Annotated in this window: 20 protein-coding genes; 11 read left to right on the plus strand and 9 right to left on the minus strand. The window is 65.0% G+C overall.

Going from position 1 to position 25,234, the window contains the following annotated elements:
- The first annotated feature begins 307 nt into the window (after positions 1-307).
- Positions 308-787, plus strand: a complete 480-nt coding sequence (locus tag BMG03_RS12320; protein WP_075775067.1) for an RrF2 family transcriptional regulator — start codon at positions 308-310, stop codon at positions 785-787.
- A 574-nt stretch (positions 788-1,361) separates the two neighbouring features.
- The gene (locus BMG03_RS12325) at positions 1,362-1,721 is read left to right on the plus strand and encodes a TfoX/Sxy family DNA transformation protein (RefSeq protein ID WP_075775068.1); all 360 of its coding nucleotides are present in this window, start codon (positions 1,362-1,364) and stop codon (positions 1,719-1,721) included.
- Between the two features lies 1 nt (position 1,722).
- Here the strand turns inward: BMG03_RS12325 and ndk are convergent, their stop codons facing one another.
- A complete protein-coding gene (gene ndk / locus BMG03_RS12330) occupies positions 1,723-2,145 on the minus strand; it encodes a nucleoside-diphosphate kinase (RefSeq protein WP_075775069.1) in 423 nt (140 codons plus the stop codon).
- Positions 2,146-2,415: 270 nt separating this feature from the next.
- On the opposite strand from ndk, the gene abc-f reads away from it, so the two are divergent.
- Entirely contained in the window at positions 2,416-4,269 is a 1,854-nt protein-coding gene (abc-f, locus tag BMG03_RS12335; RefSeq protein WP_075775146.1) for a ribosomal protection-like ABC-F family protein, read from the plus strand.
- 84 nt (positions 4,270-4,353) lie between these two features.
- Here the strand turns inward: abc-f and BMG03_RS12340 are convergent, their stop codons facing one another.
- The 4 genes from BMG03_RS12340 to BMG03_RS12355 all read right to left on the minus strand — a co-directional run bounded on the left by BMG03_RS12340 (position 4,354) and on the right by BMG03_RS12355 (position 8,950).
- Complete coding sequence (locus tag BMG03_RS12340) at positions 4,354-5,820, minus strand: carboxypeptidase M32 (protein ID WP_075775070.1); 1,467 nt, start codon at positions 5,818-5,820, stop codon at positions 4,354-4,356.
- Positions 5,817-6,971: a heme A synthase gene (gene ctaA / locus BMG03_RS12345; RefSeq protein ID WP_075775071.1), complete on the minus strand. Its 1,155-nt coding sequence runs from the start codon at positions 6,969-6,971 to the stop codon at positions 5,817-5,819. The genes BMG03_RS12340 and ctaA overlap by 4 nt, the downstream gene beginning before the upstream one ends.
- Positions 6,972-7,115: 144 nt before the next feature.
- A complete protein-coding gene (locus BMG03_RS12350; RefSeq protein WP_075775072.1) occupies positions 7,116-7,796 on the minus strand; it encodes an FAD-binding oxidoreductase in 681 nt (226 codons plus the stop codon).
- Between the two features lie 137 nt (positions 7,797-7,933).
- Positions 7,934-8,950, minus strand: coding sequence for a hypothetical protein (locus tag BMG03_RS12355; RefSeq protein ID WP_075775073.1), 1,017 nt, complete (start codon positions 8,948-8,950; stop codon positions 7,934-7,936).
- Positions 8,951-9,235: 285 nt separating this feature from the next.
- Between BMG03_RS12355 and infC the strand changes: the two genes are divergently transcribed.
- From infC to BMG03_RS12380, 5 genes are all read left to right on the plus strand, one after another.
- Positions 9,236-9,727: a translation initiation factor IF-3 gene (gene infC, locus BMG03_RS12360; RefSeq protein ID WP_233243048.1), complete on the plus strand. Its 492-nt coding sequence runs from the start codon at positions 9,236-9,238 to the stop codon at positions 9,725-9,727.
- A gap of 633 nt (positions 9,728-10,360) precedes the next feature.
- The gene (locus BMG03_RS12365) at positions 10,361-12,676 is read left to right on the plus strand and encodes a glycosyltransferase family 2 protein (protein ID WP_075775074.1); all 2,316 of its coding nucleotides are present in this window, start codon (positions 10,361-10,363) and stop codon (positions 12,674-12,676) included.
- A 64-nt stretch (positions 12,677-12,740) separates the two neighbouring features.
- Entirely contained in the window at positions 12,741-13,406 is a 666-nt protein-coding gene (locus BMG03_RS12370) for an SDR family oxidoreductase (protein ID WP_075775075.1), read from the plus strand.
- A gap of 44 nt (positions 13,407-13,450) precedes the next feature.
- A complete protein-coding gene (locus tag BMG03_RS12375; protein WP_075775076.1) occupies positions 13,451-14,494 on the plus strand; it encodes a glycosyltransferase family 2 protein in 1,044 nt (347 codons plus the stop codon).
- A 175-nt stretch (positions 14,495-14,669) separates the two neighbouring features.
- Positions 14,670-15,608, plus strand: a complete 939-nt coding sequence (locus BMG03_RS12380; RefSeq protein ID WP_240497662.1) for a phosphoadenosine phosphosulfate reductase — start codon at positions 14,670-14,672, stop codon at positions 15,606-15,608.
- Positions 15,609-15,704: 96 nt separating this feature from the next.
- On the opposite strand, the gene BMG03_RS12385 is transcribed toward BMG03_RS12380, so the two are convergent.
- Positions 15,705-15,917 (minus strand): DUF1127 domain-containing protein, encoded by a 213-nt coding sequence (locus BMG03_RS12385; RefSeq protein WP_075775077.1) that lies wholly within the window; start codon positions 15,915-15,917, stop codon positions 15,705-15,707.
- Between the two features lie 174 nt (positions 15,918-16,091).
- On the opposite strand from BMG03_RS12385, the gene pyrC reads away from it, so the two are divergent.
- From pyrC to BMG03_RS12400, 3 genes are all read left to right on the plus strand, one after another.
- Positions 16,092-17,132 carry a dihydroorotase gene (gene pyrC / locus BMG03_RS12390; RefSeq protein WP_075775078.1) on the plus strand — a complete coding sequence of 347 codons (1,041 nt, stop codon included), beginning with the start codon at positions 16,092-16,094 and terminating at the stop codon, positions 17,130-17,132.
- 109 nt (positions 17,133-17,241) lie between these two features.
- The gene (locus tag BMG03_RS12395; RefSeq protein WP_075775149.1) at positions 17,242-17,919 is read left to right on the plus strand and encodes an orotate phosphoribosyltransferase; all 678 of its coding nucleotides are present in this window, start codon (positions 17,242-17,244) and stop codon (positions 17,917-17,919) included.
- 235 nt (positions 17,920-18,154) lie between these two features.
- The gene (locus tag BMG03_RS12400; protein WP_075775079.1) at positions 18,155-19,654 is read left to right on the plus strand and encodes a replicative DNA helicase; all 1,500 of its coding nucleotides are present in this window, start codon (positions 18,155-18,157) and stop codon (positions 19,652-19,654) included.
- Positions 19,655-19,818: 164 nt separating this feature from the next.
- Here the strand turns inward: BMG03_RS12400 and BMG03_RS12405 are convergent, their stop codons facing one another.
- The 3 genes from BMG03_RS12405 to BMG03_RS12415 form a co-directional block, all read right to left on the minus strand.
- Positions 19,819-22,386: a penicillin-binding protein 1A gene (locus BMG03_RS12405; RefSeq protein ID WP_075775080.1), complete on the minus strand. Its 2,568-nt coding sequence runs from the start codon at positions 22,384-22,386 to the stop codon at positions 19,819-19,821.
- Positions 22,387-22,553: 167 nt separating this feature from the next.
- Positions 22,554-23,768 (minus strand): N-acetylmuramoyl-L-alanine amidase, encoded by a 1,215-nt coding sequence (locus BMG03_RS12410; protein ID WP_075775081.1) that lies wholly within the window; start codon positions 23,766-23,768, stop codon positions 22,554-22,556.
- Between the two features lie 251 nt (positions 23,769-24,019).
- The gene (locus BMG03_RS12415) at positions 24,020-25,159 is read right to left on the minus strand and encodes a pyridoxal phosphate-dependent aminotransferase (RefSeq protein ID WP_075775082.1); all 1,140 of its coding nucleotides are present in this window, start codon (positions 25,157-25,159) and stop codon (positions 24,020-24,022) included.
- Positions 25,160-25,234 lie beyond the last annotated feature (75 nt).

Consider the following 25,234-nt stretch of genomic DNA (forward strand, 5'->3'; position numbering starts at 1 on the left):
GAGCTCGCGCACTCCGACAAGGGCCCGCCCGGGACGATCCGGGCCGGGCAGCGCCCGCAACCGCGCGAACCGGGCGCAGAAGACCGAAGCTCTCATTCGCTCACGCCACCGTGTGTCGCGACTTCACCGAATGGACGCGCCCGCCGCGCCGGCCCGGCAGCCCCGCTTCACCCAACCGATATTGGCCCGCGTGACAACGGCGCGGCAAATCTCGCCTCGGCGCGAAAATTTCCAATGAATGTGACATAGGTCAAACTTGCGAGGCAAACTTATCTATATCACCGCCGCGTGAGCTGGAGGAGTTACGATGCGTTTGACCACTCGAACCAATCTCGCGATGCGTGTGCTGATGTTCTGTGCGGTCAATCCGGACCGCACCGTGCGCAAACACGAGATCGCGGAAGCCTGCAATGCGTCCGAGAACCATCTGGCGCAGGTGATCAACACCCTTGCGCATGAGGATTTCATCACCACCCTGCGCGGCCGCGCCGGTGGCATGAAACTTGCGCGCCCACCCGAACAAATCGGCGTCGGCAACGTGCTGCGCGCCTTCGAGGCCCGCCTGCCTTTCGCGGAATGTTTCGACACCGAGACCAACACCTGCCCGCTGCGCGACGCCTGCCTGTTCCGCGATGCGCTGAGCGAGGCGCTCGAGGCGTTCTACGGAACGCTCGACCGCAAGACCATCGCCGATCTGGTCGAGAACAACACCGCGCTGGAGGCGATGCTCAGCCTGCCCGGCCTGCAACCCATCCCGATCTGCACGGCGGCGCGAGCTGCGCGATAGCCCTTTGAAACAAGGCTCCGCGCAGGCGGCCCCGATAGGTCCGAATTCTTGACGCACTCGCGCCAAAATCCGCGCTTTCGTGTCGGCGACGTCACAGTTTCATGACGGTCGCTCACGCCAATGCGACCAAAAATCAGTTTCGCTTGACCGACCCTTTTCTCGGCGAGAGCCTGTGGCTACTTGTCGCAGCAACGGGAAGACCCCGCTAGAACGCGACTCATCACAAGGCTTAGGTCATGCAACAGCAATCGGGCAATCAATCAGGCCAGCAACAGCAAGGCGGCACGAACCGTCCTGGCCAGCAACAAGGCCAAACGGGCAATACGACCCAACAGAACGGCACCGTATTCGACGATTGGGCGTCCATCTGACGCCCTCTCTCGCGCCGCGATGATAGCGGCGCAGGCAGGCCCCGCAACCGGCATCTTCATCCACCGCCGGTTTTTGCGCCGCCCGCCATTCGATCTCTCCTTCGCGCTGCTCTTGCGTGGCGCGAAGTCCAGCTTCAGACTGCGATGATCCGCCAAACCGTCGCGCTGCCCTTGCCGCGCGGCCCGAAGGACCGTCCGGCACGATGAGCACCTCTCTCACCTCCATCAAGGGGATCGGCCCCGCCACCGCCGAAGGCTTCATGCGCGCCGGGATCACCTCGGCGGAAGACCTGCGCGAGATCGGAGCGGACGCCGCCTATGCCGCCTGGATCGAGGCCGGGAACCCCGCCCATTTCATCGGTTACTACGCACTGCACATGGCGCTGCAGGGTCGGCCGTGGAACGACTGCCGCGGCGCCGAGAAGGCCGCATTCCGCAACAAATTCGACGCGCTCAAGGCGCGGATCGCAGCGGAGGACAGCTCCGCGCCTTCCGCAAAAGAAAAGGGCCGCGCCCGGCTGGACGCGGCCCTCTCGGAAATTGGTCTGATCGCGAAACGCTAGATCAGCCGACGATCTCGAGACCCGAGAAGAAGAACGAGATTTCTTCCGCAGCGGTTTCCGGAGCGTCGGAGCCGTGCACCGAGTTCTCACCCACGGAGAGCGCGTATTCCTTGCGGATGGTGCCCTCGTCGGCTTCCGCCGGGTTGGTCGCGCCCATCACTTCGCGGTTCTTGGCGATCGCACCTTCCCCTTCGAGGACCTGAACGACGACCGGCTCGGACGCCATGAATTCGCACAGTTCGCCGTAGAAGGGGCGCTCTTTGTGCACTTCATAGAACTTGCCGGCCTGTTCCATGGTCAGCTGGATGCGCTTTTGCGCGACGATGCGCAGACCCGCTTCCTCGAACTTGGCATTGATCTTGCCAGTGAGGTTGCGCTTGGTCGCGTCGGGTTTGATGATGCTCAGCGTGCGTTCGATGGCCATGTGTGACCCTTTCCTTGTGTTCGCGGCCGGAAAGCCGGTCCGAAATATCCCGCGCCTGCTATCATGCAGGGGCTGGCTTGAAAAGCCCTCATGGGCGGGCCCGGGGCGAGTCTAGCGCGGTTTCGTGACCGTTTGGTCAAGGCAGACCGGCGGGCCGCCGGGCGTCACGCGCCGAAGGACGCCTCCGGCGGGGATATTTTTGCCAAGCCGAAGGGGCGCGGCGCGCAGCAGCGATTGACTGTCGCGCGCCCCTGCGCCAAGTCAGGCCCCATGTTGCGCATCTCCGATATCTCTTTTTCGATCGAAGGCCGTCCGCTCTTTGCGAACGCCTCCGCTACGATCCCCGAAGGCCACAAGGTCGGCCTCGTCGGCCCCAACGGCGCGGGCAAGACCACGCTGTTTAGGCTGATCCGGGGAGAGCTGACGCTGGATGGCGGCGAGATCGCCCTGCCCTCGCGCGCCCGCGTCGGCGGCGTCGCGCAGGAGGTGCCGTCTTCTTCGACCTCGCTGCTCGACACCGTGCTGGCCGCCGATGAGGAACGCGCCAGTCTTCTAGCCGAGGCCGAGACGGCGACCGATCCGCATCGCATCGCCGAAGTGCATGCGCGGCTCGCTGATACCGACGCATGGTCGGGCGAGGCGCGGGCCTCCGCCATCCTGAAGGGGCTCGGCTTCGACATGGAGGCGCAGAAGCGCCCCTGTTCGGATTTCTCGGGCGGCTGGCGGATGCGCGTGGCGCTGGCGGGCGTGCTCTTCGCGCAGCCCGATCTGCTGCTTCTGGACGAACCGACGAACTATCTCGATCTCGAAGGCGCGCTCTGGCTGGAAAGCTACCTGATGCGCTACCCGCATACGGTGATCGTGATCTCGCACGACCGCGATCTGCTGAATCGCGCGGTGGGCTCGATCCTGCATCTCGAAGACAAGCAACTGACCCTCTATCAGGGCGGCTACGACACCTTCGCGCGCACCCGCAGGCTGCGCCGCGAAGCGCAGGCCGCGCAGGCCAAGAAGCAGGACGCGCGCCGGGCCCATCTGCAAAGCTTCGTCGATCGGTTCCGCGCGAAGGCCACCAAGGCCAAGCAGGCGCAGGCGCGGGTCAAGATGCTCGAGAAGATGGAGCCGATCACCGCGCCGGAAGAAGCGGCAAAGCAGGTCTTCACCTTCCCCGAGCCCGAGCAGCTCTCGCCGCCGATCATCGCGATGGAAAGCGCCGCTGTCGGCTATGGCGGCCCGGCGATCCTGAAGCGTCTCAACCTGCGTATCGATCAGGACGACCGGATCGCGCTTCTGGGTCGAAATGGTGAGGGGAAATCCACGCTTTCCAAGCTCTTGGCGGACAAACTTCAGGTGATGGAGGGCAAGATCACGCGGTCCTCCAAGCTTCGGATCGGCTATTTCGCCCAGCATCAGGTGGATGAGCTTGACCTGAAGGAAACGCCGCTCACCCATCTCAAGCGCGAGCGTCCCGACGAGCATCCCGCCAAGCTGCGCGCGCGGCTCGCGGGCTTCGGCCTCGGCGCGGATCAGGCGGAGACGGCGGTGGGCAAGCTCTCGGGCGGACAGAAGGCGCGGCTGTCGCTCCTGCTGGCGACGCTCGACGCGCCGCATCTCTTGATCCTCGACGAGCCGACCAACCACCTCGACATCGAGAGCCGCGAGGCGCTGGTGACTGCGCTAACCGAATATTCCGGCGCGGTGATCCTCGTCAGCCACGACATGCACCTCTTGGGACTGGTCGCGGACCGGCTCTGGCTGGTGAAAGGCGGCGCGGTCGCGCCCTATCAGGGCGATCTGGAAAGCTACCGCGCCGAGCTGCTGGCGCCGCCGCCCGAAGACAAGCCCGCGAAGCCCGCAGCACCGAAAACGGCCAAGCCCTCCCGCGATGCGATGACGGCAATGAAACGCGAGGTGCGCGACTGCGAGGCCCGGGTCGAGAAGCTCAGCAGCATGCTGGAGAAGCTCGACGCGAAACTCGCCGATCCCGCGCTTTACGAGCCGGAAAAGGCAAAGGACCTCGCGGTCTGGCAAGCGAAGCACACCGAGGCGACGCAGGCGATGGAGAAGGCCGAAGCACTCTGGATGGCGGCCTTGGAAAAGCTGGAAACCGCTGAGCAAAATTAAGATCGTCGAAGGGGCCGCCCGCCCCTTCCTCTTGACCCAAATATCCCCGACGGAGGCGCCTGCCCTTTCGGCAAGCGCTTCGGCTCACAGCTTGTAGATGCCCTCGAATTTCCGCGTGAGATAAGCCAGCAGCGGCGTCTCGGTCGGCTCGACCCCGCAGGCATGCCGGATCGTCTCGCGCGGCGTGCGCAACCCCCCGTGGACGCGCAGGTTTTCGTCGAGCCATTGTTTCGCGGGCGTCGCATCGCCCTCGGCGAGGGCTGCGTCGATCCCGGGCGTAACCGCGCGCATCGCCTCGTCGAGACAGCCCGCATAGACATTGCCGAGCGCATAGGTCGGGAAATAGCCGAACAGCCCCACCGACCAGTGTACATCCTGCAGGAAACCCTGGCTGGGCTTGGTGACCTTCACGCCGAAATCCTGCTCGAAGCGGGCATTCCACGCCTCTTCGAGATCGGCGACCTCCAGCTTGCCCGAGATCAGGTCGCGCTCCAGATCGAAGCGCAGCATGATGTGGAGGTTGTAGTTCAACTCGTCCGATTCCGTGCGGATGAAGCCCATATCGACGCGGTTGACCAGCGCGTGGAAGGCCTCCCTATCCATGCCGAGATCGCCGAACGCATCGGTCATGCGCTGGTGCAGCCAGCCGGTGAACGGGGCCGAGCGGCCAAGCTGGTTCTCGTAGATCCGGCTCTGGCTTTCATGCACGCCCATCGAGACGCCATGGCCCAGCGGCGTGAAGTGATAGGCCGGGTCGATCGCCTGCTCGTAGGTGGCGTGGCCGACCTCGTGGATCGTCGAGTAGATATTGCCGAACGGGTCGCTTTCGGAGATGCGCGTCGTGATGCGCGCATCATCGCCGCCGCCCGAGGAGAACGGGTGGACCGACATATCCAGCCGCCCGCGCGTCCAGTCATAGCCGAAGGCGGAGGCGCATTTACGCGCGAGCCGCAGCTGGGCGTTCTCGGGGAAGACCTTGTCGAAAGGCTGCGGCGAGACCTCCGAGCCAAGCACCCGGTCGCGCAACTCCACCAGCGGGCCACGCATCCGGTCGAAGACGGTGGCGATTTCCTTCGACGTCGCGCCCGGCTCATAGTCGTCGAGCAGCGCATCGTAGAGATTGCCCTCGGACAGGCATTCCGCCTCTTCGCGCTTCAGGCGCACAACCTCTTCCAGCGTCGGCAGGAAGGCGGACGCGTCCTCGTTGGCGCGGGCCTCGGCCCAGATGCCCTGGGACAGAGAAGTCAGCCGCGCCATCTCGGTCGCGAGGCGCGCCGGGATACGGGTCGCGCGGTTGTAGCTGCGCCCGACCAGATCGAGGATGCGCGCGCTCACCGCGTCGTCGGCCTCGGCGCGGGCCAGCCAGTCTTCGATACGCGGATCGGTGCGGCGCGCATGCAGCACCGATTCCAGCGCCGCGGATTCCTCGGCGCGCTGATCGGCGGCGCCGCGCGGCATCATCACTTCCTGATCCCAGCTCAGCAGCCCGGCGATATTGCCCAGCGCTTCGGTTTCGCGCTGATGCGCGAGCAGGTCCTGATAGGCGCTCATACGCGGCCCTCCCGGATGGAACGAACAAGGGGGAAGCGCGCCATGTGACGCGCGCGGATCACGAGGACCCATGTAATAACGGCGCCGAACTGATGGATGAGACCCAGCCACCAGTAATTCACCAGCTCAAGCGCGGTGGTGATGCCCAACACCATCTGGAAGAAGATCATCGCGGCCATCAGCGCGAAGGCTTCCTTGGTGCGCGGATGGGCCGAACTGCGCGCGCGCCATGCGGCATAAAGGCCCGAGGCGAAGACGAGATAGCCGACCATGCGGTGCATGAATTGCACCAGCGCCGGGTTCTCGAAGAAGTTGCGCCACAGCGGCGTGTAATCGAAGCTCTCCGACGGCAGGAACTGTCCGTTCATCGAGGGCCATGTCGGGAAAGCGAGCCCGGCATCGATGCCCGCGGTCAGCGCGCCGAGAAGGATCTGCACGAAAACCAGCCCGATCAGCACCGAGCCGATCCGGGTCAGGCGCGGTTCGGCCAGTCTACGTGCCTGCAACAGCGCCGATTCCGGGCGCGAGAGTTGCAGCGCGAACCAGGAGATCAGACCAAGGATGATGAAAGCGAGGCCGAGATGCGTGGCCAGACGATAAGAGGCGACCGACGTCATCCGCCCCACGAGGCCCGAAGACACCATCCACCAGCCGATCGCGCCCTGCAAACCGCCCAGTATCCCGAGACTGAACAGTCGACCCGTCCAGCCGGTCGGGATTTTCTTGGTCAGCCAGAAGCCGATGAAGCCGATGAACCAGACCATGCCGATCAGGCGGCCCAGCTGCCGGTGCCCCCATTCCCACCAGAAGATGCCCTTGAACTCGGACACGGTCATGTTCGGGTTCATGTATTTGAACTGCGGGCTCTCTTTGTAATGAGTGAATTCCGCCTGCCAGTCCGCATCGCTCATCGGCGGGATCGCCCCCGAGATCGGGTCCCAGCGCGTGATCGACAGACCGCTATCGGTGAGGCGCGTGGCCCCGCCTACCGCGATCATCGCCACGACCAGCGTGAACAGCACGAACAGCCACATCCGGATCGCGCGGCGCGCGCCGCGCGGTTTGGCGTCGATCATGCCTCCCTTGGGCTCGGCCCGTTTGGCACTGCCCTCGGCTCCGACTTCCTCGAAGATGCTGCGTTTTTCGGCCATGCGTGCGGACCCCCGGCTTGTCTGTCGGCTTTTCTCGGCAAGAATTTGCGCGAGGGCAAACTAGGCCGCCCCCTTACCGGGGGCAAGGGGGCGGGAGAGCGCGGGATGCGCGGGCCGAGGCCACTTAGGCGTGATCGCGATGCGTCAGTCGAGATCTTCGCGGACGATGCGATCTTGCGAGACGCCGAGCTCTTTCAGCGTGGCCTCGAGCTCGTCCACCATTTCGTGGGGGCCGCAGACATAGAACTTGCCGCTCTCCTTCTCGACATAGGGCGCGAGGAAGCCGCGATCGATCTTGGCGGTTTGCACGCCCGCGCCGGGATCGTCCTGCTTGGTCACGGTCCAGACGGTCTCCAGCCCCGACATCGCCTCGAACTCGTCACGCAGAATGATGTCGGCCTCGGTCTTGTTGGAGAAGATCAGGCGGCAACCCTCCAGCGTACCTTCACGGGCCAGCCGCGCGCGCAGGATCGAGATGAAGGGCGTCACCCCCGCCCCGCCTGCGATGAAGGTGCCGGGGCCCTTGTCCTTGATAGCGCCCCACGGGTCGGAGACTTCCACCGCCTCGCCGGGCTTGAGCGTCGCGATCTGCTCGGTCACGCCGTCATGGTCCGGATAGGACTTGATGACGAATTCCAGCGTGTCGCCGTCCACCGGGTTCGTGAAGGTGAAGGGACGTTTCTCGTCGGTCCAGCCCTCCCGGGTGAGGTTCAGCTCGACCGCCTGACCGGGGTCGAAGTCGAACCCGTCGGGGCGGGGGAAGACGAGGTGATGCGTGTCATGGGTGACGGGGCTGATACTTTGCAATTCGAGACGGGTGCTCATGAACGGCTCCTTTCGTTGAAGAGCGAACGCGAGGCTTTGCGCAGGCGTTCCCATCCGATCCGCGGAATGCGCAAAGAAAAGGGCCGCGCGATTGGATGTCGCGCGACCCTTGGGGTTTTCGAGGGGTAGCGGCGCGATCAGAAGCCGAGCGCCGCGCGGATCTGATCGACCACCCCTTCCACGAGTTGCGGATTGTCGCGGGCGCTTTGCACCGCCGTGCGCAACTGCGCCTTCGTGGCCTCGGGCAGCTCGGACGTATCGACGATGTCGATCACCCTGTCGGCGTCGAACCCTTCCACGGTCAGCGCCTTCGCGGCGCTCATCACGCCCTGGCCCTGCACCGGCGTCTGGGTATCGCCACCGCTCGCGGCGCCTGCGGGGGCTGCCGCCTGCGTCGCATTGGTGGCGGCGGCTGCGGCGTCGGCAGCGGCATTCGCGGCTTGGCTGGCGGCCTCGGCGGCTGCTTGCGCCGCAGAACTCGCCCCCTCGATCGCGGTCTCGCTCGCATCGGCCTGCGCGCCGCTGGCGGCGGACGCCGCCGCGTTCGCAGCCTTCGCGGCCGCTTCCGCTGCCGCCGTCGCGGCCTTCGCGGCATCGGTGGCGGCAGCACTGGCCGCATCGCTGGCGGAATTCATCGTGGCTTTTGCAGCCTCGTTCGCAGCCGAAGCGGCGTCCTTGGCGGCGCTGGTCGCGTCGCTCGCCGCCTGCTTGGCTGTATCGGTCGCTTTCGAGACGGTATCGGCAGCGCTCTGGGCGGCATCGGAGGCAGCAGTTTGCGCCTGATCGGCCCCCTTCTTCGCGGCCTCTTTCGCGGCATCCGCCGCATCCGACGCCGCGTTCGAGGCGGCATCCGTCGCGCCTGCCGCCGTGTCCTTCATGCTTTCTGCGGCATCCGAGGCGGCCTGCGTCGCCTTGTCGGCCGCGTCGGAAGCGGCTTGGGTCGCCTTGTCCGCGGCGGCCTTCACCGACTCGCTTGCGGATTTCACCGCATCGCTAGCCTTGTCGGCAATGGTCTTTCCGGCGCTCTCGGCGCTCGTAGCGGCCTTCGGCGTCGCATCGGTCGCTTCGGTTCCGTCCGAGATATCGGTATTCAGGATGATCAGTCCGGCGGCCACCCCCAGCACCACGATCACTGCTGCCACAAGCTTGTTCATCACGCTATTTCCCTTGATTGTCTTGCTCTGCGGGCCCTCTTCGCCCGACCACGAACTTCGAACGCAGCGGCCCGCGAGGCCCGCGATCGCGCGGCAAACGCCTTGGCCCTGCCCGGCGGGACACAACGCAGATCCTCCCTGCCCGGTTCCCGTGCCTTTGCGGTTGAATACGGCGGCACTCGGGACTATCTTTTCCGCCCGAAATTACTCAATGGCTACAGAAGGATTCCCACCATAGCCCGCAGACCCCACAACGCCCCGCCGACCCGTGATACCGGCCCCCGAGTGAACGGACGCATTCGCGCGCCCGAGATTCGCCTGATCGGTGCAGAGGGTGAGAATGTCGGCGTGGTTTCCCCGCGCGAAGCGATGGCCATGGCCGAAGAGGCCGGGCTCGATCTCGTGGAGATTTCGCCCAACGCCAACCCGCCCGTCTGCAAGATCATGGATTTCGGCAAGTTCAAATACGAACAGCAGAAGCGCGAAGCCGAAGCCCGCAAGAAGCAGAAGACGATCGAGATCAAGGAAGTCAAATTCCGCCCGGGCACCGATGTGCACGACTATGACGTCAAGATGCGCAACGTGGTGAAGTTCCTCGAGAACGGCGACAAGGTGAAGGTCACCCTGCGCTTCCGCGGCCGCGAGATGGCGCACCAGGATCTGGGTCTCGAGTTGCTCAACCGCGTCCGGAGCGACGTGGGCGAGTTGGGCAAGGTCGAGAACATGCCCAAGCTCGAAGGCCGCCAGATGGTGATGATGATCGCCCCGGCTAAATAAGCGGCCGAGCCTTCCGAGACGGTTTGAACCCTCCCCTCACCGGGAGGGTTTTTTCATGGCCCGTGGCGGGCGGCGGGCGCATCTCCAGAGGTTGAAAATTAAAGCGCCGCGGGAGGGAGACCCGCGGCGCGTTTGGGGAAAGACGAGGGAGAACGTCTGTTCCTCTGGTCGGGTTCTGTGCGGCGTCGACCGCGTCAGGGAGATCAAGAACCCGATGCACTTGTGATATGGGAGTATCCGTGTGCTGAACTTGACTTAGGTCAAAACTCATCGCGTTTGAACTGCGACAAACTGTTCCAATGGTCACGTTTCTGGCAGGCTCGGTGAGGCGGGCGTGAGGAGAACCACACCCGTCGCCGATCCACCCTCCTGCAAGGCTGTATTTTCGGGCTCTGAGAGCACACGACGCGCTCACGCAAGCGCCTCGCCCCGCGCCGTCATTGGGGGGCTTTTTTCGCGGTCTAATCCGCTGTCGCGCGCGCTCCGCCGCGATTGCCCCGGTTTCGCCATTCCCATCGCGCGAAATCGCCCCGTTCGGAGGCGACATCGATTCCCGGACGCGCGGGTTCGCGTGGCCTTTATCGCGTCGCCCCCTGCATGCTAGTTGCAACGAAAGGCAGTTTCGAGATCGACATGGGCAAGCAACGAGTGATCCGGCGCAGGATGGAGGCGCAAACGGGCAAGCCCGCGCTGCTCGACGCGGTGGGCTGGACCGACGAGACCGATCTCGGCCCCCGTCACCATCTGCGCGCCTTCTTCGCCGCCCCTTCGCAGGCCGAGGATCTGAACCTCGACCCGGTGCCGGGCGCCGCGCATCTGGCCGAGGCGCGCAATGTCGCGGGCGCGGTGATGGGGATCTATGAACCGCCCGCGCCGGGACCGATCCAGGCCGCGATGGCCGGGCCTGATGGTCCGGTATTGCGTGAGATCACCCCTGCCGCGCCAGATTGGGACATGTTCGAGGGCCGCAACTGTCTGTTCGGGCTTCGTCTGGAGGAAAGCGTCGAGACGGTGCTCGATTGGCTCTGCTGGCATCACGACCATCACGGCGCAACGGGCGCGGTGATCGTGAACCGCGCGCCCGAGGGCAGTCCGGCAGGTAGCGGCGAAGCTTTCGCCGACGCGCTGGAGGCGGGCATGGCGCTGCGCGAGCTGGACCTGCCGGTCGCGATCCTTGAAAGCCCGCTGCCGCTCGGCAAGCCGGGGATAGGACCGGAGAACCATGTCTTCCTCGCGCCCGACGCCCCCGGCAAGGACCGGATGGAGCCGCCCGCCCCCGATCCGCAGCTGAGCCCGCTGGGTCAGGCGCTGATCTTCGAGATCGCGAAATGGCGGTTCTTCGCGAAGGCGGCCTCGGTGCTGGTGCTCGACGTGACCGATCTTCTGGCGGCGCGCGAGCCGGGCCAGCCCTCGGCTTTCGAGGCCACGCAACAGGCCGAGAACGGCGTGATCCTTCTGGTGGGCCGCCGAATCTACCCTTGGCGCGTGCGCAACGATCAGCCCGCGCGCTTCCCCGACCATGTCTGCCGTCAGTTCGACGCCCGGCGCGGCATCGCGCGCTGGGGCTGCGCGCCGGCCAAGGCCGGACTGGACAATACGTGGCGGCTGCTGCGCGTCAGCTATTGCCGCCCCGATCCGGGGCTGACCTATGGCTTCTGGCGCGCGATGGCGCTGCGGGTGCCGGGCACCTCGCCCGCGGAACTCGCCCCCAAGACCTCGCTGGTGGAAGACCCGCGCCTGCTGCAGATGTCGCGCGATGTCTGGGGATTCAAGCCGGTGCGCCCACCGGTCTCGAAGGTGAAGGACGCGCCCGCGCAGGCGGTCGAGGCAGGCCGCACCGCCATCGTCACCACGATGAAGAACGAAGGCCCCTTCATCCTCGAATGGATCGCCTATCACCGCGCGATCGGGGTGGATGATTTCCTCGTCTATACGAACGACTGCACCGACGGCACCGATACGATGCTCGATCTGCTGCAGGCCAAGGGCTACGTCCAGCACCGCGAGAACCCGTTCCGCACGATGGTCGATATGAAGCCCCAGCACGCGGCGCTGGCGGCGGCGGAGACCGAGCCGGTGATCACCAAGGCGGGCTGGTCGATCTGCATGGATGTGGACGAGTTCATCAATGTGAAGATCGGCGACGGCACGCTGAAAGCGCTGTATAAGGCGATGGGCGAGGCGAACATGATCTCGCTCACCTGGCGGCTGTTCGGCAATAACGACGTCCACGCATACGCGGACAGCTTCATCACCGGGCAATTCACCCGCTGCGCCCCCGAGATCGTGCGCAAACCGCATCAGGCCTGGGGCTTCAAGACGCTGTTTCGCAATATCGCGCTCTACAAGAAGCTGGGCGTTCACCGCCCCAAGGGGCTGAACCCGGACCTCTGGGATCAGGTGAACTGGCTCAACGGCTCGGGCCAGCCGATGCCGCGCGAGATGTTCCGCAATGGCTGGCGCTCGACGCTCGACACCTATGGCTATGACTGGGTGCAGCTGAACCATTACGCGGTGCGCTCGGCCGAGAGCTTCCTCGTGAAGCGCGACCGCGGCCGGGTGAACCATGTCGATCGCGATCAGGGGCTGAACTACTGGTTCCGGATGAACCATAACGCGGTCGAGGATCGCTCGATCCAGCGGATGCTGCCTGCGGCCCGCGCCGAGTTCGACCGGATGATGGCCGATCCCGAGATCGCGGCGGCGCATCACCACGCTGTCGCCAGCCACCGTGCGAAGATCGCGGAGCTGATGGCGCGCCCCGACCAGCGGGAGTTCTACGAGACGCTGACATCGGAGCGGTTCGAGGCGCTCTCGCGGATGCTGCATGTCTTCGGCTCTGCCGTGTTCAACACCGGCCCGCACGTAATTCCCGACGACCTGCATGCCCGAAACCTGCCCGCGGATTTCTTCTTTACCGTCGAAGCTCCGGACGAGGCCGCGCACTAGGCGCGCCGCCTTTACCCAAGCGCGCCCTGACCTAGCTTTCCGGTCAAAGGAAAGGATACCAAACATGGCACGCATTTTCGTCATCGGCGCGACAGGCGGCGTCGGGCATCGGCTGGTCCCGCTTCTGATCGACGCAGGCCACGAGGTTACGGCGCTGCACCGCAAACCCGAGCAGGCCGACAGCCTGCGCGCGATGGGAGCCACACCCGTTCAGGGCGATCTGATGGAACTCACCGCGGGCGATTTCGAACCGATGTTCGAGGGACAAGACGCGGTCGTCTTCTCGGCGGGGGCTGCAGGCTCCGGGCTCGAACGCACCACCCGGATCGACGGCGACGCGCCGCTCGACGTGATCGCCGCGATGAACCGGATGAGCGTGCCGCGGCTCTACCTCGTCTCGGTCTTCCCCGATGCGGGGCGCGGCAAGGAGATCAAGCCGGGCTTCGAGCATTACATGCTGGCGAAGAAAACCGCCGATGCCGCCGTGGTGGCGAGCGGGGTCGACTATGTCATCCTGCGCCCCGGCACCTTGATGGATGAGGATGGCGACGGGCGCGTGGCGCTGGCCCATGCGCTGAATTACGGCTCGGTCGCGCGCGGCCATGTCGCGGCGGTGCTCGCGGCCTTGATCGACACCCCCGAGGTGAGCCTTGAAATCCTCGAGCTGACCGACGGCACCGAAGAGATCGCTGCAAGCGTGGCAGCCCTGCCGCGCCGCGTCACCGTGTGATCCCAACCACTTGCGAGCGCGCGCGGCCCCTCTAGAATGGCGCAATGCGTGCGCTCGCGATCACATCCGTCAAGAATGAAGGCCCGTTTCTGCTGGAATGGCTGGCCCATCACCGCGCCATCGGCTTCACGGATTTCCTTGTCTTTTCCAACGACTGCGACGACGGCACCGATGCGATGCTGGATCGGCTGCAGGAGATCGGCTGGCTGACCCATGTGCCCAATCCCGGCCCGTGGAAGGAAGGCCCCCAATGGGCCGCGCTCAAACAGGCCGATGCCCATCCGCTGGTGGCCCAGGCCGACTGGATCGCGGTGATCGACGTTGACGAATTCGTCACGATAAAGACGGGTGACGGCACGCTGGACGCGCTGATCGAGGCCGTGCCGCAGGCCACCGCCTTTGCGATGACCTGGCGGCTCTTCGGCAATTGCGGCGTCGTCGCGTTCGAGGACCGCCCCGTCACGCAACAGTTCACTCGCTGTGCGCCGCCCGACATGCTCTGGCCGTGGCGCGCCTCGATGTTCAAGACGCTGTTCGCCAATATCGGCGCGTATGCCAAGCTCGGCGTCCACCGCCCCCGTGCACCACAGGACGACAAGCTGGCAGGCACGCTCTGGGTCGACGGATCGGGCCGCAAACTGCCGCCGCACTATCAGCGCCAGAAGCTGTTCACCCCGCCCGGCAGCGCGCCCTACGACTTCGTGCAGCTCAACCATTACCCGCTGGGGTCGATTGAAGGTTACCTCGTGAAATACGACCGGGGCCGGTCGAACCGGCGGGCCGGCGACTTCGACATGTCCTACTGGGTGGAGCGCAATTTCTCGGAGGTGGAGGACGATTCGATTCGTCGCCACGATGCGGGCACGCAGGACGCTCTTACAGAGCTGAGCGCCGATCCCGAGCTGACCCGCCTGCACAATGCGGCAGTTCTGTGGCGCAAGGAGCGGGCCCGCACGCTTTTGCGCGAAGAAGCCTACCGCGGGCTTTTCGGCCGGCTTCTCCTGTGCCCGCCGAGCCGCCCGCTCTCGCCTCAAGCCGCTAAGCTCATGGTGCGCCTTGCAAAAGCGGCCGCGACCGAAAACCCGTAAACAAACATCCGAAAACGGGCCAATTGTTGCCTGTTAAGAAATGTGGCGGCAGATTCCTCGCTTGGCTCCTATTTGTGCCCCTTTCTTGCGGTGATACGTTGGGAGAGCAGAATTGGCGGTGTCCCGCCCGCATCCGCAACCCGCGAGATGCGCACGAAAGCTGAAAGAGGCGAAGGTGAGCAAGGCAGACACGGAGTGGCGCGCACGGCTGGAAGAGATCGCGGACGAGACCGGCTATTACGAGCCGCTCGGCGCCGATCACGAGGTGCTGTTCCATGACGACTCGCCCGTCCTGATCGTCAGCTTCGAGACCCGAGCCCAGATCGAGGCCGATGCCGACGAGGCCCTGCCCTTCGGCTACAAGATCGCCCGCGACGAAGGCTGGTCCGCGCTCAGCGTGATCGCTTCGGACGAAAGCTGGTTCCGGGATTCGGCGGTCTATGCCTATTTCGACCGACTCGTCGACGAGGCCTTCTTCGAAGATTTCGACCGGGTAGTCTTCTACGGTGCGGGCCCCGGCGGCTACGCGGCGGCGGCTTTCTCGGTCGCGGCGCCCGGCGCCACGGTGGTCGCGCTCGCCCCGCAGGCGACGCTCGATCCGACGCTCGCGGGCTGGGACGACCGTTTCCCGCAGACCCGCCGCATGTCCTTCACCGATCGCTACGGCTTCGCGCCCGAGATGCTCGACGGCGTAGCGCAGGCGTTCATATTCTATGACCCGTTCGAGCGACTCGACGCGATGCACGCAGCACTGTTCGCGCGGCCTTGCGTATCCTTGATGCCCTGCCGGCATATCGGCCCGGACCCGGCGACGGCGCTGCTCGACATGGATATTCTCGACGAGGTGCTGATCGCCGCTGGCGCCGGCAAGCTGACCCCGTCGCTGTTCTGGACTTTCTTCCGCGCGCGGCGGCTGTCGAGACGCTATGTCTTCCGCCTGCTCGACCACCTGCGGAGGGCGCGCCGTCCGGTACTGGAGGCGATCATGTGCCGCGCGGTCGGGACGAGCCAGAACCGCCCGAAATTCCGCAATCGCTACGAAGCGCTCGCACAGAAGCTCGCCGAAGAAGGGATCGAGTTGCCCGAGCCGTTGCAACGCGCGGGCGCCGCCTGAAACCCCGAACAGTATTGCAGACATGTAAAAAGGGCGCGCCCCGGCGGGGGGCACGCCCTTTTTCAATACGTGGCGCTTCGGCGCCCCGGACCGGGTTCAGATGTAGAAACGGTCGCGGAACACGTGGCGCACGATGCCGTCACGGGTCAGACCCATATCGGCAAGCTCAGCGTCGCTTTTCGCGTCGAGCGCGCGGATTTGGTCTTGGCGCGACTGGCGCTCCATGTAGGCGACGAGGCCTTGTGCGATTGCTTGGCCCATACGAGCGAAGATCGATTGTCCGCCATGGGCGGTGGTAACGAATGCCATGGAAACCTCCTGAGGGTTTAGCGTACAGGTTCGTTTCCTCCCTTGGCGATGAACTTAGGTCAGCCTCGCTGCCTCTACTACCGCCATCTGCGCATCCCCGCCATGCATATGCTGCAGCGCGGCATGCGCGCACCCTCTGGATTCGCGCGCGACCTCGGGCTAAGGACTTTTCCCATGAACTCGATCACCCTGCCCCGCCCCGATGACTGGCACCTGCATCTGCGCGATGGCGCGATGCTGGAAGGTGTCGCCCCCGAAACCGCCCGCGATTTCGCCCGCGCGATCATCATGCCGAACCTCGTGCCGCCGGTGGTGCGCGGGGACGATGCCGCCGCCTATCGCGAGCGCATCCTGAAGGCGCTGCCGGAAGGGAGCGATTTCGAGCCGCTGATGACGCTCTACCTGACCGAGAAGACCGACGCGGAAGACGTGGCCAAAGCCGCAGCCTCCGGGCTGGTCAAGGCGGTGAAGCTCTATCCGGCGGGCGCCACGACGAACTCCGATTCCGGCGTGCGCGATTTCGACAAGGTGCGCGGCGTGCTGGAGAAGATGGCCGAGATTGGCCTGCCGCTTTGCGTCCATGGCGAAGTGACCCGCCCCGAAGTCGACATCTTCGACCGCGAAGCCGTGTTCATCGAAACCGTGCTCGACCCGATCCGGCGCGCGACGCCCGGTTTGCGCGTGGTGATGGAGCATATCACCACCAAGGACGGCGTCGATTACGTCTCCTCGCAGGGCGAGGACATGGGCGGAACGATCACCACGCATCACCTGATCATCAACCGCAACCATATCCTCGTGGGCGGGATCAAGCCGCATTACTACTGCCTGCCGGTCGCCAAGCGCGAGACGCATCGGCTGGCGCTTGTCGCCGCCGCGACCTCGGGCAATCCGCATTTCTTCCTCGGCACCGACTCTGCGCCGCATGTCGACGCGGCCAAGGAAAGCGGCTGCGGCTGCGCGGGCTGTTTCACCGCGACCAACACGATGCCGCTTCTGGCGCATGTGTTCGAGGCCGAGGGCGCTCTCGATAAACTGGAGGCCTTCGCCTCGCGCAACGGCCCCGCCTTCTACCGGCTTCCGGTCAACGAGGCGACGCTCACGCTCGAGAAGACCGACCAGCCCAACAACTGGCCCGCCAAGATCGAGACCGGCGCGGGCCCCGTCACCCTCTTCGATCCGGGTTTCCCGGTCCATTGGCATGTAAAACGCTGATCTTCGCCTTGGCGCAAATATCCCCGCCGGAGGCTCCCAGGCCCGCCGACGCACGCTCCGCGGGGGATATTTAGACCAAGCCGAAGCCAGTCTTGATAAGGACGAGATGATGATCCCCAGCTCCTTCCCCAGCAAAGAAGAAATCGCCCGCCTGACCGCGCGGATGCTTCTGGAAATCGAAGCGGTGCATTTCAACGCCGACGAGCCCTTCACGCTCGCCTCCGGCCTGCCCTCGCCGACCTATATCGATTGCCGCAAGCTGATCTCCTTCCCGCGTATCCGCTCGACGCTGATGGATTTCCTCGCCGTGACGGTGATGCGCGAAGCCGGCTTCGAGGCGTTCGACAATATCGCGGGCGGCGAGACGGCGGGCATTCCCTTCGCCGCGATGGTGGCGGAGCGTCTGGCACTGCCGATGACCTATGTGCGCAAGAAGCCGAAGGGCTACGGGCGCAACGCGCGCATCGAAGGCGCGATGACCGAGGGCCAGCGCGTGCTCTTGGTCGAGGATCTGACGACCGATGGCGGCTCGAAGTTGAGCTTCGTCGATGCGATCCGCGACACCGGCGCGACCTGCGGCCATACCGCGGTGATCTTCTATTACGGAATCTTCCCCGAGACGGTCCCGAACCTGCGCGAGCATGGCGTCGAGCTGCATCACCTGTGCACCTGGTGGGACGTTCTGGCCGAGGCGCGCGAACAGGGCAGCTTCTCGAAAGAGACGCTCGACGAGGTCGAAGCCTTCCTGAGCGATCCGCGCCCGTGGCAGGACGCGCGCAAGGGCTGAAACGGCCCGAGATTTCTGTGGATGAAGCTGTGGATGCTCTGGGGAGCATTTTCGCCCGCGACTCTCGCTAATCGCGCCCTCTCGCGAAATGTGGTAGGTTCGGTCGCGACCGCACACTATAAATTCCGGAGACTCCGCTGAAACAGCGGGGTTTTCCCCAATCTTATCCAGATTCCTATTCCCCCCGACTGCGGTTAAAAGACCGCCTGAGGGACGGGGACACCGAGGCAGGAACATGAACGATCAGGCACAACGCCCCGATGAGGGGCAGCCCGGAAATTTGCCCGCAGAGGGCACCGCGCTGCCCCATAATATCGAAGCCGAACAGCAGCTTCTGGGTGCGATCCTCACGAATAACGACATCTTCGACCGGATCGCCTCCGTCATCAAACCGGAGCATTTCTACGAGCCGGTCCACCAGCGAATCTACGAGGTGGCGGCGGCGAAGATCCAGAAGAACGCGCTCGCCTCGCCGGTGACGCTGAAAGCCTATCTCGAGGACGATGCGGGCCTTCAGGAACTGGGCGGGCCAGCCTATCTGGCGCGTCTGGCGGGGGCGGCAATCTCGGCCTATGCGGCGCGCGACTACGCGCTGATGATCTACGAGATGGCGGTGCGGCGCGGGCTGATCGAACTGGGTCAGGATATCTCGTCGCGCGCGGGCAAACCGCAGATCGACGACGATCCGAAAGAGCAGATCGCGGCGGCCGAACAGCGGCTCTACACCTTGGCCGAAGAGGGTCAGGCGCAGAAGGGCTGGACCTCGTTCCTGTCGGCTGTGACCGAGGCCGTGCAATCGGCCAATGCCGCCTATCAGCGCGATGGCGGTCTGGCGGGCGTCTCGACGGGGCTGCGCGATCTCGACAAGAAGCTCGGTGGCTTCCACCCTTCGGATTTGCTGATCCTCGCGGGGCGTCCCTCGATGGGGAAAACCTCGCTTGCGACCAACATCGCATTCAACATCGCCAAGGCCTACAAGAAGGGCATGCGCCACGACGGGGTCGAGGGCGCAATCGAAGGCGGCGTTGTCGGGTTCTTCTCGCTCGAGATGAGCGCGGAACAGCTGGCCGCGCGTATCTTGTCCGAAGCCTCCGAAGTGCCCTCCGAGCGCATCCGGCGCGGCGACATGACGGAGAGCGAATTCCGCCGCTTCGTCGAGGCCGCGAAAGCGCTGGAGAAATGCCCGCTCTATATCGACGACACGCCCGCCCTGCCGATCGGTCAGGTCGCCGCGCGCTGCCGCCGACTGAAGCGGACGCACGGGCTCGACGTGGTGATCGTCGACTACCTGCAGCTGCTGCGCGGATCGGGCCGGGGCGATAACCGTGTGCAGGAGATCGGCGAGATCTCGATGGGTCTGAAGGCCATCGCGAAGGAATTGAACATCCCCGTGGTCGCGCTGTCGCAGCTGTCGCGGACGGTGGAAAGCCGCGAGGACAAGCGCCCGCAGCTTTCCGACCTTCGGGAATCCGGCTCGATCGAACAGGATGCCGACGTGGTGATGTTCGTCTATCGCGACGAATATTATCACGAACGCCTCAAGCCACCGGAAGACGACCCGAAATTCGCCGAATGGATGCAGAAGGCCGAACGCGTACACGGCAAGGCCGAGGTGATCCTCGGCAAGCAGCGTCACGGGCCGATCGGCACGGTGGAATTGGCCTTCGAGAGCCAGTTCACGCGCTTCTCGGATCTCGCCAAGCCTTGGCAGGGCGACGGCAGCGAAGGGTTCTGATCGGGGTAGCGGGGGGCTCTGCCCCCGTCCCTTGCGGGCCTCCCCCGGGATATTTGCGCAAGCCCGAAGGACGCCCTCCGAGATAGGAATAATCGAGCAGAAACGAGAAAGGGGGGCGAGCGCCCCCCTTTTTTACTGTCGGTCGGTTTTGACGCGTGGTGCGCTCAGTAGAGGCCGCCTGCCGAGAGCGAGCCGAAATCGGCCTTCTTCTTCGGAATGACCTTCTGCTGACCCGTCGAGGTGGTGACCGTGGTAGAGCCCGCGTCGTCACGCTCCCCCTGCGCGAAGAGCGGCAGGTTGGAGCCCATCGCGAAGCCGCCATCGACGACCAGCGAGCCGAGGCCCGACATGTCCTGACCGGGGCGCAGATATTCGGCTTGGACGAATTCGCCGGTGGCGGAGTCGGACAGACGCTCGCCGGTATAGCGGTTGAACTTGGCCCAGGTGCCACCCGGCGGAACCTTGAACTTCGAGCCGCCGAATTCCTTGATCGCCTCGCGCATGAACTCGTTGAAGACCGGGACGCAGAGTGTACCGCCATAAGCGTGACGGCCCAGCGAGCGCGGGTTGTCGTAGCCCATGTAGCACGAAGCCACGATGTTCGAGCTGAAGCCGGTGAACCAGACGTCTTTCGCGTCATTCGTGGTGCCGGTCTTGCCCGCGATCGGAACCGGCAGGTCGACGCCGTAGCCGGAGCCGCGCTTCACCACGCCCTCCATCAAGGAGATCATCTGGTAGGCGGTGATCGGGTCGATGATCTGGTCGCGGTGGCTGACGATCTTCGGGCCCTGCCCCTCCGGCAGGTTCGGATCGTCGCAATTGTCGCAGCTGCGCTGGTCGTGACGGTAGATCGTGCGGCCGTAGCGGTCCTGCACGCGGTCGACCAGCGTCGGCTCCACCCGCTCGCCGCCATTGGCGAACATCGCGTAGGCCGAGATCAGGCGGAACATCGTGGTTTCCTGCGCGCCGAGCGCGTTGGCGAGGAAGCGGCGCATATGGTCGTAGACGCCGAATTTCTCCGCATAGGCGGCGACCGTGTCCATGCCGATTTCCTGCGCGATCCGGATCGTCATCAGGTTGCGCGAATGCTCGAGACCGGTGCGCATCGGCGTCGGGCCGTAATACTTGTTCGAGGCGTTCTTCGGGCGCCACATGCCCTGCGGCGTGTTCACCTCGATCGGCGCGTCGACCACGATCGTCTCGGGCGAGAAGCCGGAATCAAGCGCCGCCGCGTAGACGAAGGGTTTGAAGTTCGAGCCCGGCTGGCGCATCGCCTGCGTCGCGCGGTTATAGACCGAAGCCTGATAGGAGAAGCCGCCCTGCATCGCCAACACGCGGCCGGTATTCACGTCCATCGCCATGAAGGCGCCTTCGACCTTCGGCACCTGGCGCAGCGTCCAGCGGATGAAGGAGCCGTCGCTATCGCTCGTCATCGCCCGGACCTCGACCACGTCGCCGGTCTCCAGAAGATCCTGCGCCTGCTTCGCGCGCGGGCCGAGCTTGCCGTCCTCTTTCAGCTTGCGCGCCCAAGTCACGTCTTCCGGCGGAATCCAGTGGCCGTCTTTGTCTTCCTCGATACCCTCGATGCCGATCCGGGCCGAACCGCCCTCGAAGCCCAGCACCACGGCCGGGTGCCATCCCTCGATGTCGCGCGGCGCCTTCGCGGTCGAGACATCGTCGAGCGCGGCGCGCCAATCGGCTTCTTTCTTCAGCTTGTCCTCGGCGATCTTCGCGCCGGTGCCGCGCCAGACGCCCTGCTCGCGGTCGTATTTCTCCAGCGCGTGCTGCAGCGCCTTCGTCGCATGGGACTGAAGATCGGGGTTCACGGTCGCGCGGATGGTCAGGCCACCGCCGAAGAATTCCTCTTCGCCAAAGCTTTTCGACAGCTGGCGGCGGATTTCGTCGGTGAAATAGTCGCGCGGCGGAAGCTGTGCGCGGAACGGGGCGTAATCGCCGTTCTGCACGGATTTCAGCGGCTTGTTCTGCTCCGCTTCCATCGTCGCCTTGTCGATGCGGCCATCCTCGTACATCCGGCGCAGCACATAGTTGCGGCGATCCACGGCGGTTTTGTAGTCGCGCACGGGATGCAGATCGGCGGGCTTCTTCGGCAGCGCCGCGAGATAGGCGGCCTCGCCCACCGTCAGATCGGCGAGCGGCTTGTTGAAATAGGTCTGCGCCGCGGCAGCGACCCCGTAGGAGTTCTGGCCGAGATAGATCTCGTTGAGATAGAGCTCGAGGATACGGTCCTTGCTCAGCACATGTTCGATGCGCGAGGACAGGATCAGTTCCTTGATCTTGCGCTCCACAGAGCGGTCCGAGGACAGAAGCAGGTTCTTCGTCACCTGTTGGGTGATCGTCGAGGCCCCGCGCACGTCGCGCCCGCCCGATTTCACGGCGGTGAACATCGCCGCTGCGATCCCGCGCGGATCGAAACCGGGGTGGATGTAGAAATTCTTGTCCTCCGCCGAGACGAACGCGCCCTTCACCCGGTCGGGAATGTCGCGGATCGGCACGAAGAGGCGGCGCTGCTCGGCGAATTCGTCAATCAGGCGGCCGTCGCCGTTATAGATGCGCGAGATGGTCTTGGGGCGGTATTGCGCAAGCTGGTCGTAGCTCGGCAGATCGCGCGAATAGATCCAGAAGATCGCCCCGATGGTGAGCGCCGCAAAGAACAGCCCGGTCACAACCCAGGAAAACACGCCGCCGATCGAGCCGAGAATGAAACGGATCACAGATACACCCCTTGCCTCGGGGCAGTTTACCCCATCGCGCCAGCCTATACATCGCGCCTTCGTGACGGTCAAAGTAATGTGCGCTCACGCTTCCGAGAAGACGCCGCGTGGTCATAATCTCGCCGAATGGGCGGATGACCGCGCGTCAGACCAGGAAAAACACGCGATTACTGGCGCAAAAGCTTCGCCTCGGCGGCATCGGCCTGCGCCCAGGTCTCGACACCCTTGGTGATCGCCGCAGCCATCCGGGCGCGCCAGTCGGGGTCTTTGAGCCGCGCCCGATCGGCAGGCGACGACAGGAAACCCAGCTCCACGAGGACGGACGGAATATCGGGTGATTTCAGCACCGAGAAATTCGCGCCCTGCACCGGGCGTTTGTGCATATGCAGCCCCGCTCCCTTGATCGCGCCCGCCAGCACCTGCGACAGCCGGACCGAGCGCGGCTGCGTGTCACGCCGCGCCAGATCTACGAGGATATGGGTGATCGCATCGCCCTGCCCGTTCAGATCGACACCTGCAAGGATATCGTCGCGGTCGTGGCGCTGGACCAGCTTGCGCGTGGCCTCGGTCTCGGCATGATCGTCGAGCCGGTAGATCGTGGAGCCCGTCGCCCGGCCTTCGGCGATGGAATCGGCATGGAGCGAGATGAAGATATCCGCCCCCGCCGCACGCGCGACCGTCACGCGGGTCTCGAGCGGCACGAACACGTCCTGATCGCGCGTCATGACCACCTGCATCCCCGCGCGGCGCATCGCGTCGCGCAGCTGACGCGCGAAGCCGAGCACGATATCGGCCTCATGCGCGCCGCCATCCTCCGCACCCGGATCGATGCCACCATGGCCGGGATCGAGCACGACCTTCAGCGGCCGCGTCCCATCCTGACGGCGGTGCGGCGCGGGTGTCGGCGCGGGCTGCGGCAAGTCCCAGAGCGCGGAATCGGCTGCCCCCTTGCGCGGGGTGAACTTGGCAGCGGGGACTTTTGCGAGAGTCAGCGCGATTTGCGGGTCGCCCTTGGTGCGCTCTTCGGAGCTCACGAGGCGCATCGGATGGGCCAGCTCGGCCACCATCCGCGACCAGCCGGGCCGGAACTTGCCCCAGCGCAGACCTTTGATCGCATCGCTGCCTTTCAGCAGATTTTCAGGTGGGTTGGCCCCGAAATTCAACTCGCGGAAGTCGATGACCAGCCGGTAGGGATCGGCCAGCAGAAAGGCGCGATACGGCACCGGCTGGCTGATCCCGAGCGTAATCGCGAGCTTGTCGCCGCTTTGCGCGATCTGGCTGCGCGCGGGTGCGTATTGCGCCAAGGCCGACAGATCCTGAGCGCGCGCAGGCAGAGCCAGCGCGAGAGACATCGCGAGAAGAAGAATGAACCGCCCGATCATACGCGCCCCGTTTTTATGCGCTTTCGTTTTGCGGGCACTATAGCGGCCGGGTTCGCGCGGAGCAAAGGGCGAATGGGGCCGCCCTTGGCACGGGCGACCAACCCGGGCCGCGCCCGACCCTCCCCCATGGCAGGGCGCAATGGCGATGTCACCTCGCGCATGACCAACTTGCGGGCCTGCGGGATAAAGCGCCCGGCCACCAACGATACGACGCGCCCACCCAAGGGTCGGGCGCACCCTTCATCGCAACCTCAGCGGTTCTCCATGAAGCTCCGCAGCCGTTTGATCCCCTCGGCGACCCGCTCGGGGCTTTGCGCGTAGGAGAAGCGGATGGTCTGGGCGCCGCGATGGGGATCGAAATCCATCCCCGGCGTGACCGCCACCCCGACGCTCTCGAGGATTTCCGCAGCGAAAGCGGCGCTATCCTCGGTCAGCTCCGACACATCGGCATAGAGGTAGAACGCCCCATCGGGGGGCGCGATCCGGGTGAAGCCCATCTTCGGTAGCTCTTCGAGCAGCATCTGCCGGCTCTGCCCGTAGCGCGCGACATTCTCGGCCATCTCGTCGAGGCTCTCGAGCGCGCCCAGAGCCGCGACCTGACTCGCATGAGGGGCGCAGATGAACATGTGCTGCGCGAGACGCTCCACGGTGCGCAGATGGCTTTCCGGCACCACCATCCAGCCCACGCGCCAGCCCGTCATCGAGAAATATTTCGAGAAGGAATTGATCACGAAGACGTCGTCGCTGATCTCCAGCGCCGAAACCGCACGGCCCTCATATTGCAGCCCGTGATAGATCTCGTCCGAGATGAAAGCGATGTCGCGAGCCTGACAATGCTCGATCAGCGCCTGCAGTTCCGGCTTGCCCAGCATCGTGCCCGACGGGTTGCCCGGCGAGGCCACGATCAGCCCGGCCAGATCGTCCGGGATTTCCTCGGGCGTCGGCTGGTAGCGGTTCTGCGCCTCGGTCGGAATGCCCACCGGCTCGATCGAGAGCGCCTTGAGGATCTGGCGGTAGCTCGGATAGCCCGGCTCGCCCAGACCCACCTTGTCGCCTACGTCGAACAGCGCCGTGAAGGCCAGCTGGAACGCCCCGGAAGATCCCGAAGTGATGACCACGCGCGCGGGATCCAGATCGATGTCGTACCAGCGCTTGTAGAGCTTCGCGATCCCCTCGCGCAGATAGGGCAGCCCCAGCGCAACGGTGTAGCCCATCGGCTGGCTCTCCAGCGCCTCGGCCAGACGACGCTTGGCGGCTTTCGGTGCGGAGGTGCCCGGCTGGCCCACTTCCATGTGCACGATGTCGCGGCCCGCAGCCTCCGCCTCGGCTGCCATGCGCAGCACATCCATCGCGATGAACGGTTCCACCTGCCCGCGTTTCGACTGCCGCATCCTGCCAACTCCTTGCCGCTTGAGATTTCGCCCAAGGGGTTAGGCCGAAGCCACCCGAGCGTCAATGCGCCCGCA

The sequence above is a fragment of the Thioclava nitratireducens genome (genome assembly GCF_001940525.2).
GTDB lineage: Bacteria > Pseudomonadota > Alphaproteobacteria > Rhodobacterales > Rhodobacteraceae > Thioclava > Thioclava nitratireducens.

What these genes read in the sequence shown, in the direction of transcription:
- BMG03_RS12320 (WP_075775067.1), top strand. Translation starts at nt 308, where the DNA reads ATGCGTTTGACCACTCGAACCAATCTCGCGATGCGTGTGCTGATGTTC.
- BMG03_RS12325 (WP_075775068.1), top strand. Translation starts at nt 1,362, where the DNA reads ATGAGCACCTCTCTCACCTCCATCAAGGGGATCGGCCCCGCCACCGCC.
- ndk (WP_075775069.1), bottom strand. Translation starts at nt 2,145, where the DNA reads ATGGCCATCGAACGCACGCTGAGCATCATCAAACCCGACGCGACCAAG.
- abc-f (WP_075775146.1), top strand. Translation starts at nt 2,416, where the DNA reads ATGTTGCGCATCTCCGATATCTCTTTTTCGATCGAAGGCCGTCCGCTC.
- BMG03_RS12340 (WP_075775070.1), bottom strand. Translation starts at nt 5,820, where the DNA reads ATGAGCGCCTATCAGGACCTGCTCGCGCATCAGCGCGAAACCGAAGCG.
- ctaA (WP_075775071.1), bottom strand. Translation starts at nt 6,971, where the DNA reads ATGGCCGAAAAACGCAGCATCTTCGAGGAAGTCGGAGCCGAGGGCAGT.
- BMG03_RS12350 (WP_075775072.1), bottom strand. Translation starts at nt 7,796, where the DNA reads ATGAGCACCCGTCTCGAATTGCAAAGTATCAGCCCCGTCACCCATGAC.
- BMG03_RS12355 (WP_075775073.1), bottom strand. Translation starts at nt 8,950, where the DNA reads ATGAACAAGCTTGTGGCAGCAGTGATCGTGGTGCTGGGGGTGGCCGCC.
- BMG03_RS12365 (WP_075775074.1), top strand. Translation starts at nt 10,361, where the DNA reads ATGGGCAAGCAACGAGTGATCCGGCGCAGGATGGAGGCGCAAACGGGC.
- BMG03_RS12370 (WP_075775075.1), top strand. Translation starts at nt 12,741, where the DNA reads ATGGCACGCATTTTCGTCATCGGCGCGACAGGCGGCGTCGGGCATCGG.
- BMG03_RS12375 (WP_075775076.1), top strand. Translation starts at nt 13,451, where the DNA reads ATGCGTGCGCTCGCGATCACATCCGTCAAGAATGAAGGCCCGTTTCTG.
- BMG03_RS12385 (WP_075775077.1), bottom strand. Translation starts at nt 15,917, where the DNA reads ATGGCATTCGTTACCACCGCCCATGGCGGACAATCGATCTTCGCTCGT.
- pyrC (WP_075775078.1), top strand. Translation starts at nt 16,092, where the DNA reads ATGAACTCGATCACCCTGCCCCGCCCCGATGACTGGCACCTGCATCTG.
- BMG03_RS12395 (WP_075775149.1), top strand. Translation starts at nt 17,242, where the DNA reads ATGATCCCCAGCTCCTTCCCCAGCAAAGAAGAAATCGCCCGCCTGACC.
- BMG03_RS12400 (WP_075775079.1), top strand. Translation starts at nt 18,155, where the DNA reads ATGAACGATCAGGCACAACGCCCCGATGAGGGGCAGCCCGGAAATTTG.
- BMG03_RS12410 (WP_075775081.1), bottom strand. Translation starts at nt 23,768, where the DNA reads ATGATCGGGCGGTTCATTCTTCTTCTCGCGATGTCTCTCGCGCTGGCT.
- BMG03_RS12415 (WP_075775082.1), bottom strand. Translation starts at nt 25,159, where the DNA reads ATGCGGCAGTCGAAACGCGGGCAGGTGGAACCGTTCATCGCGATGGAT.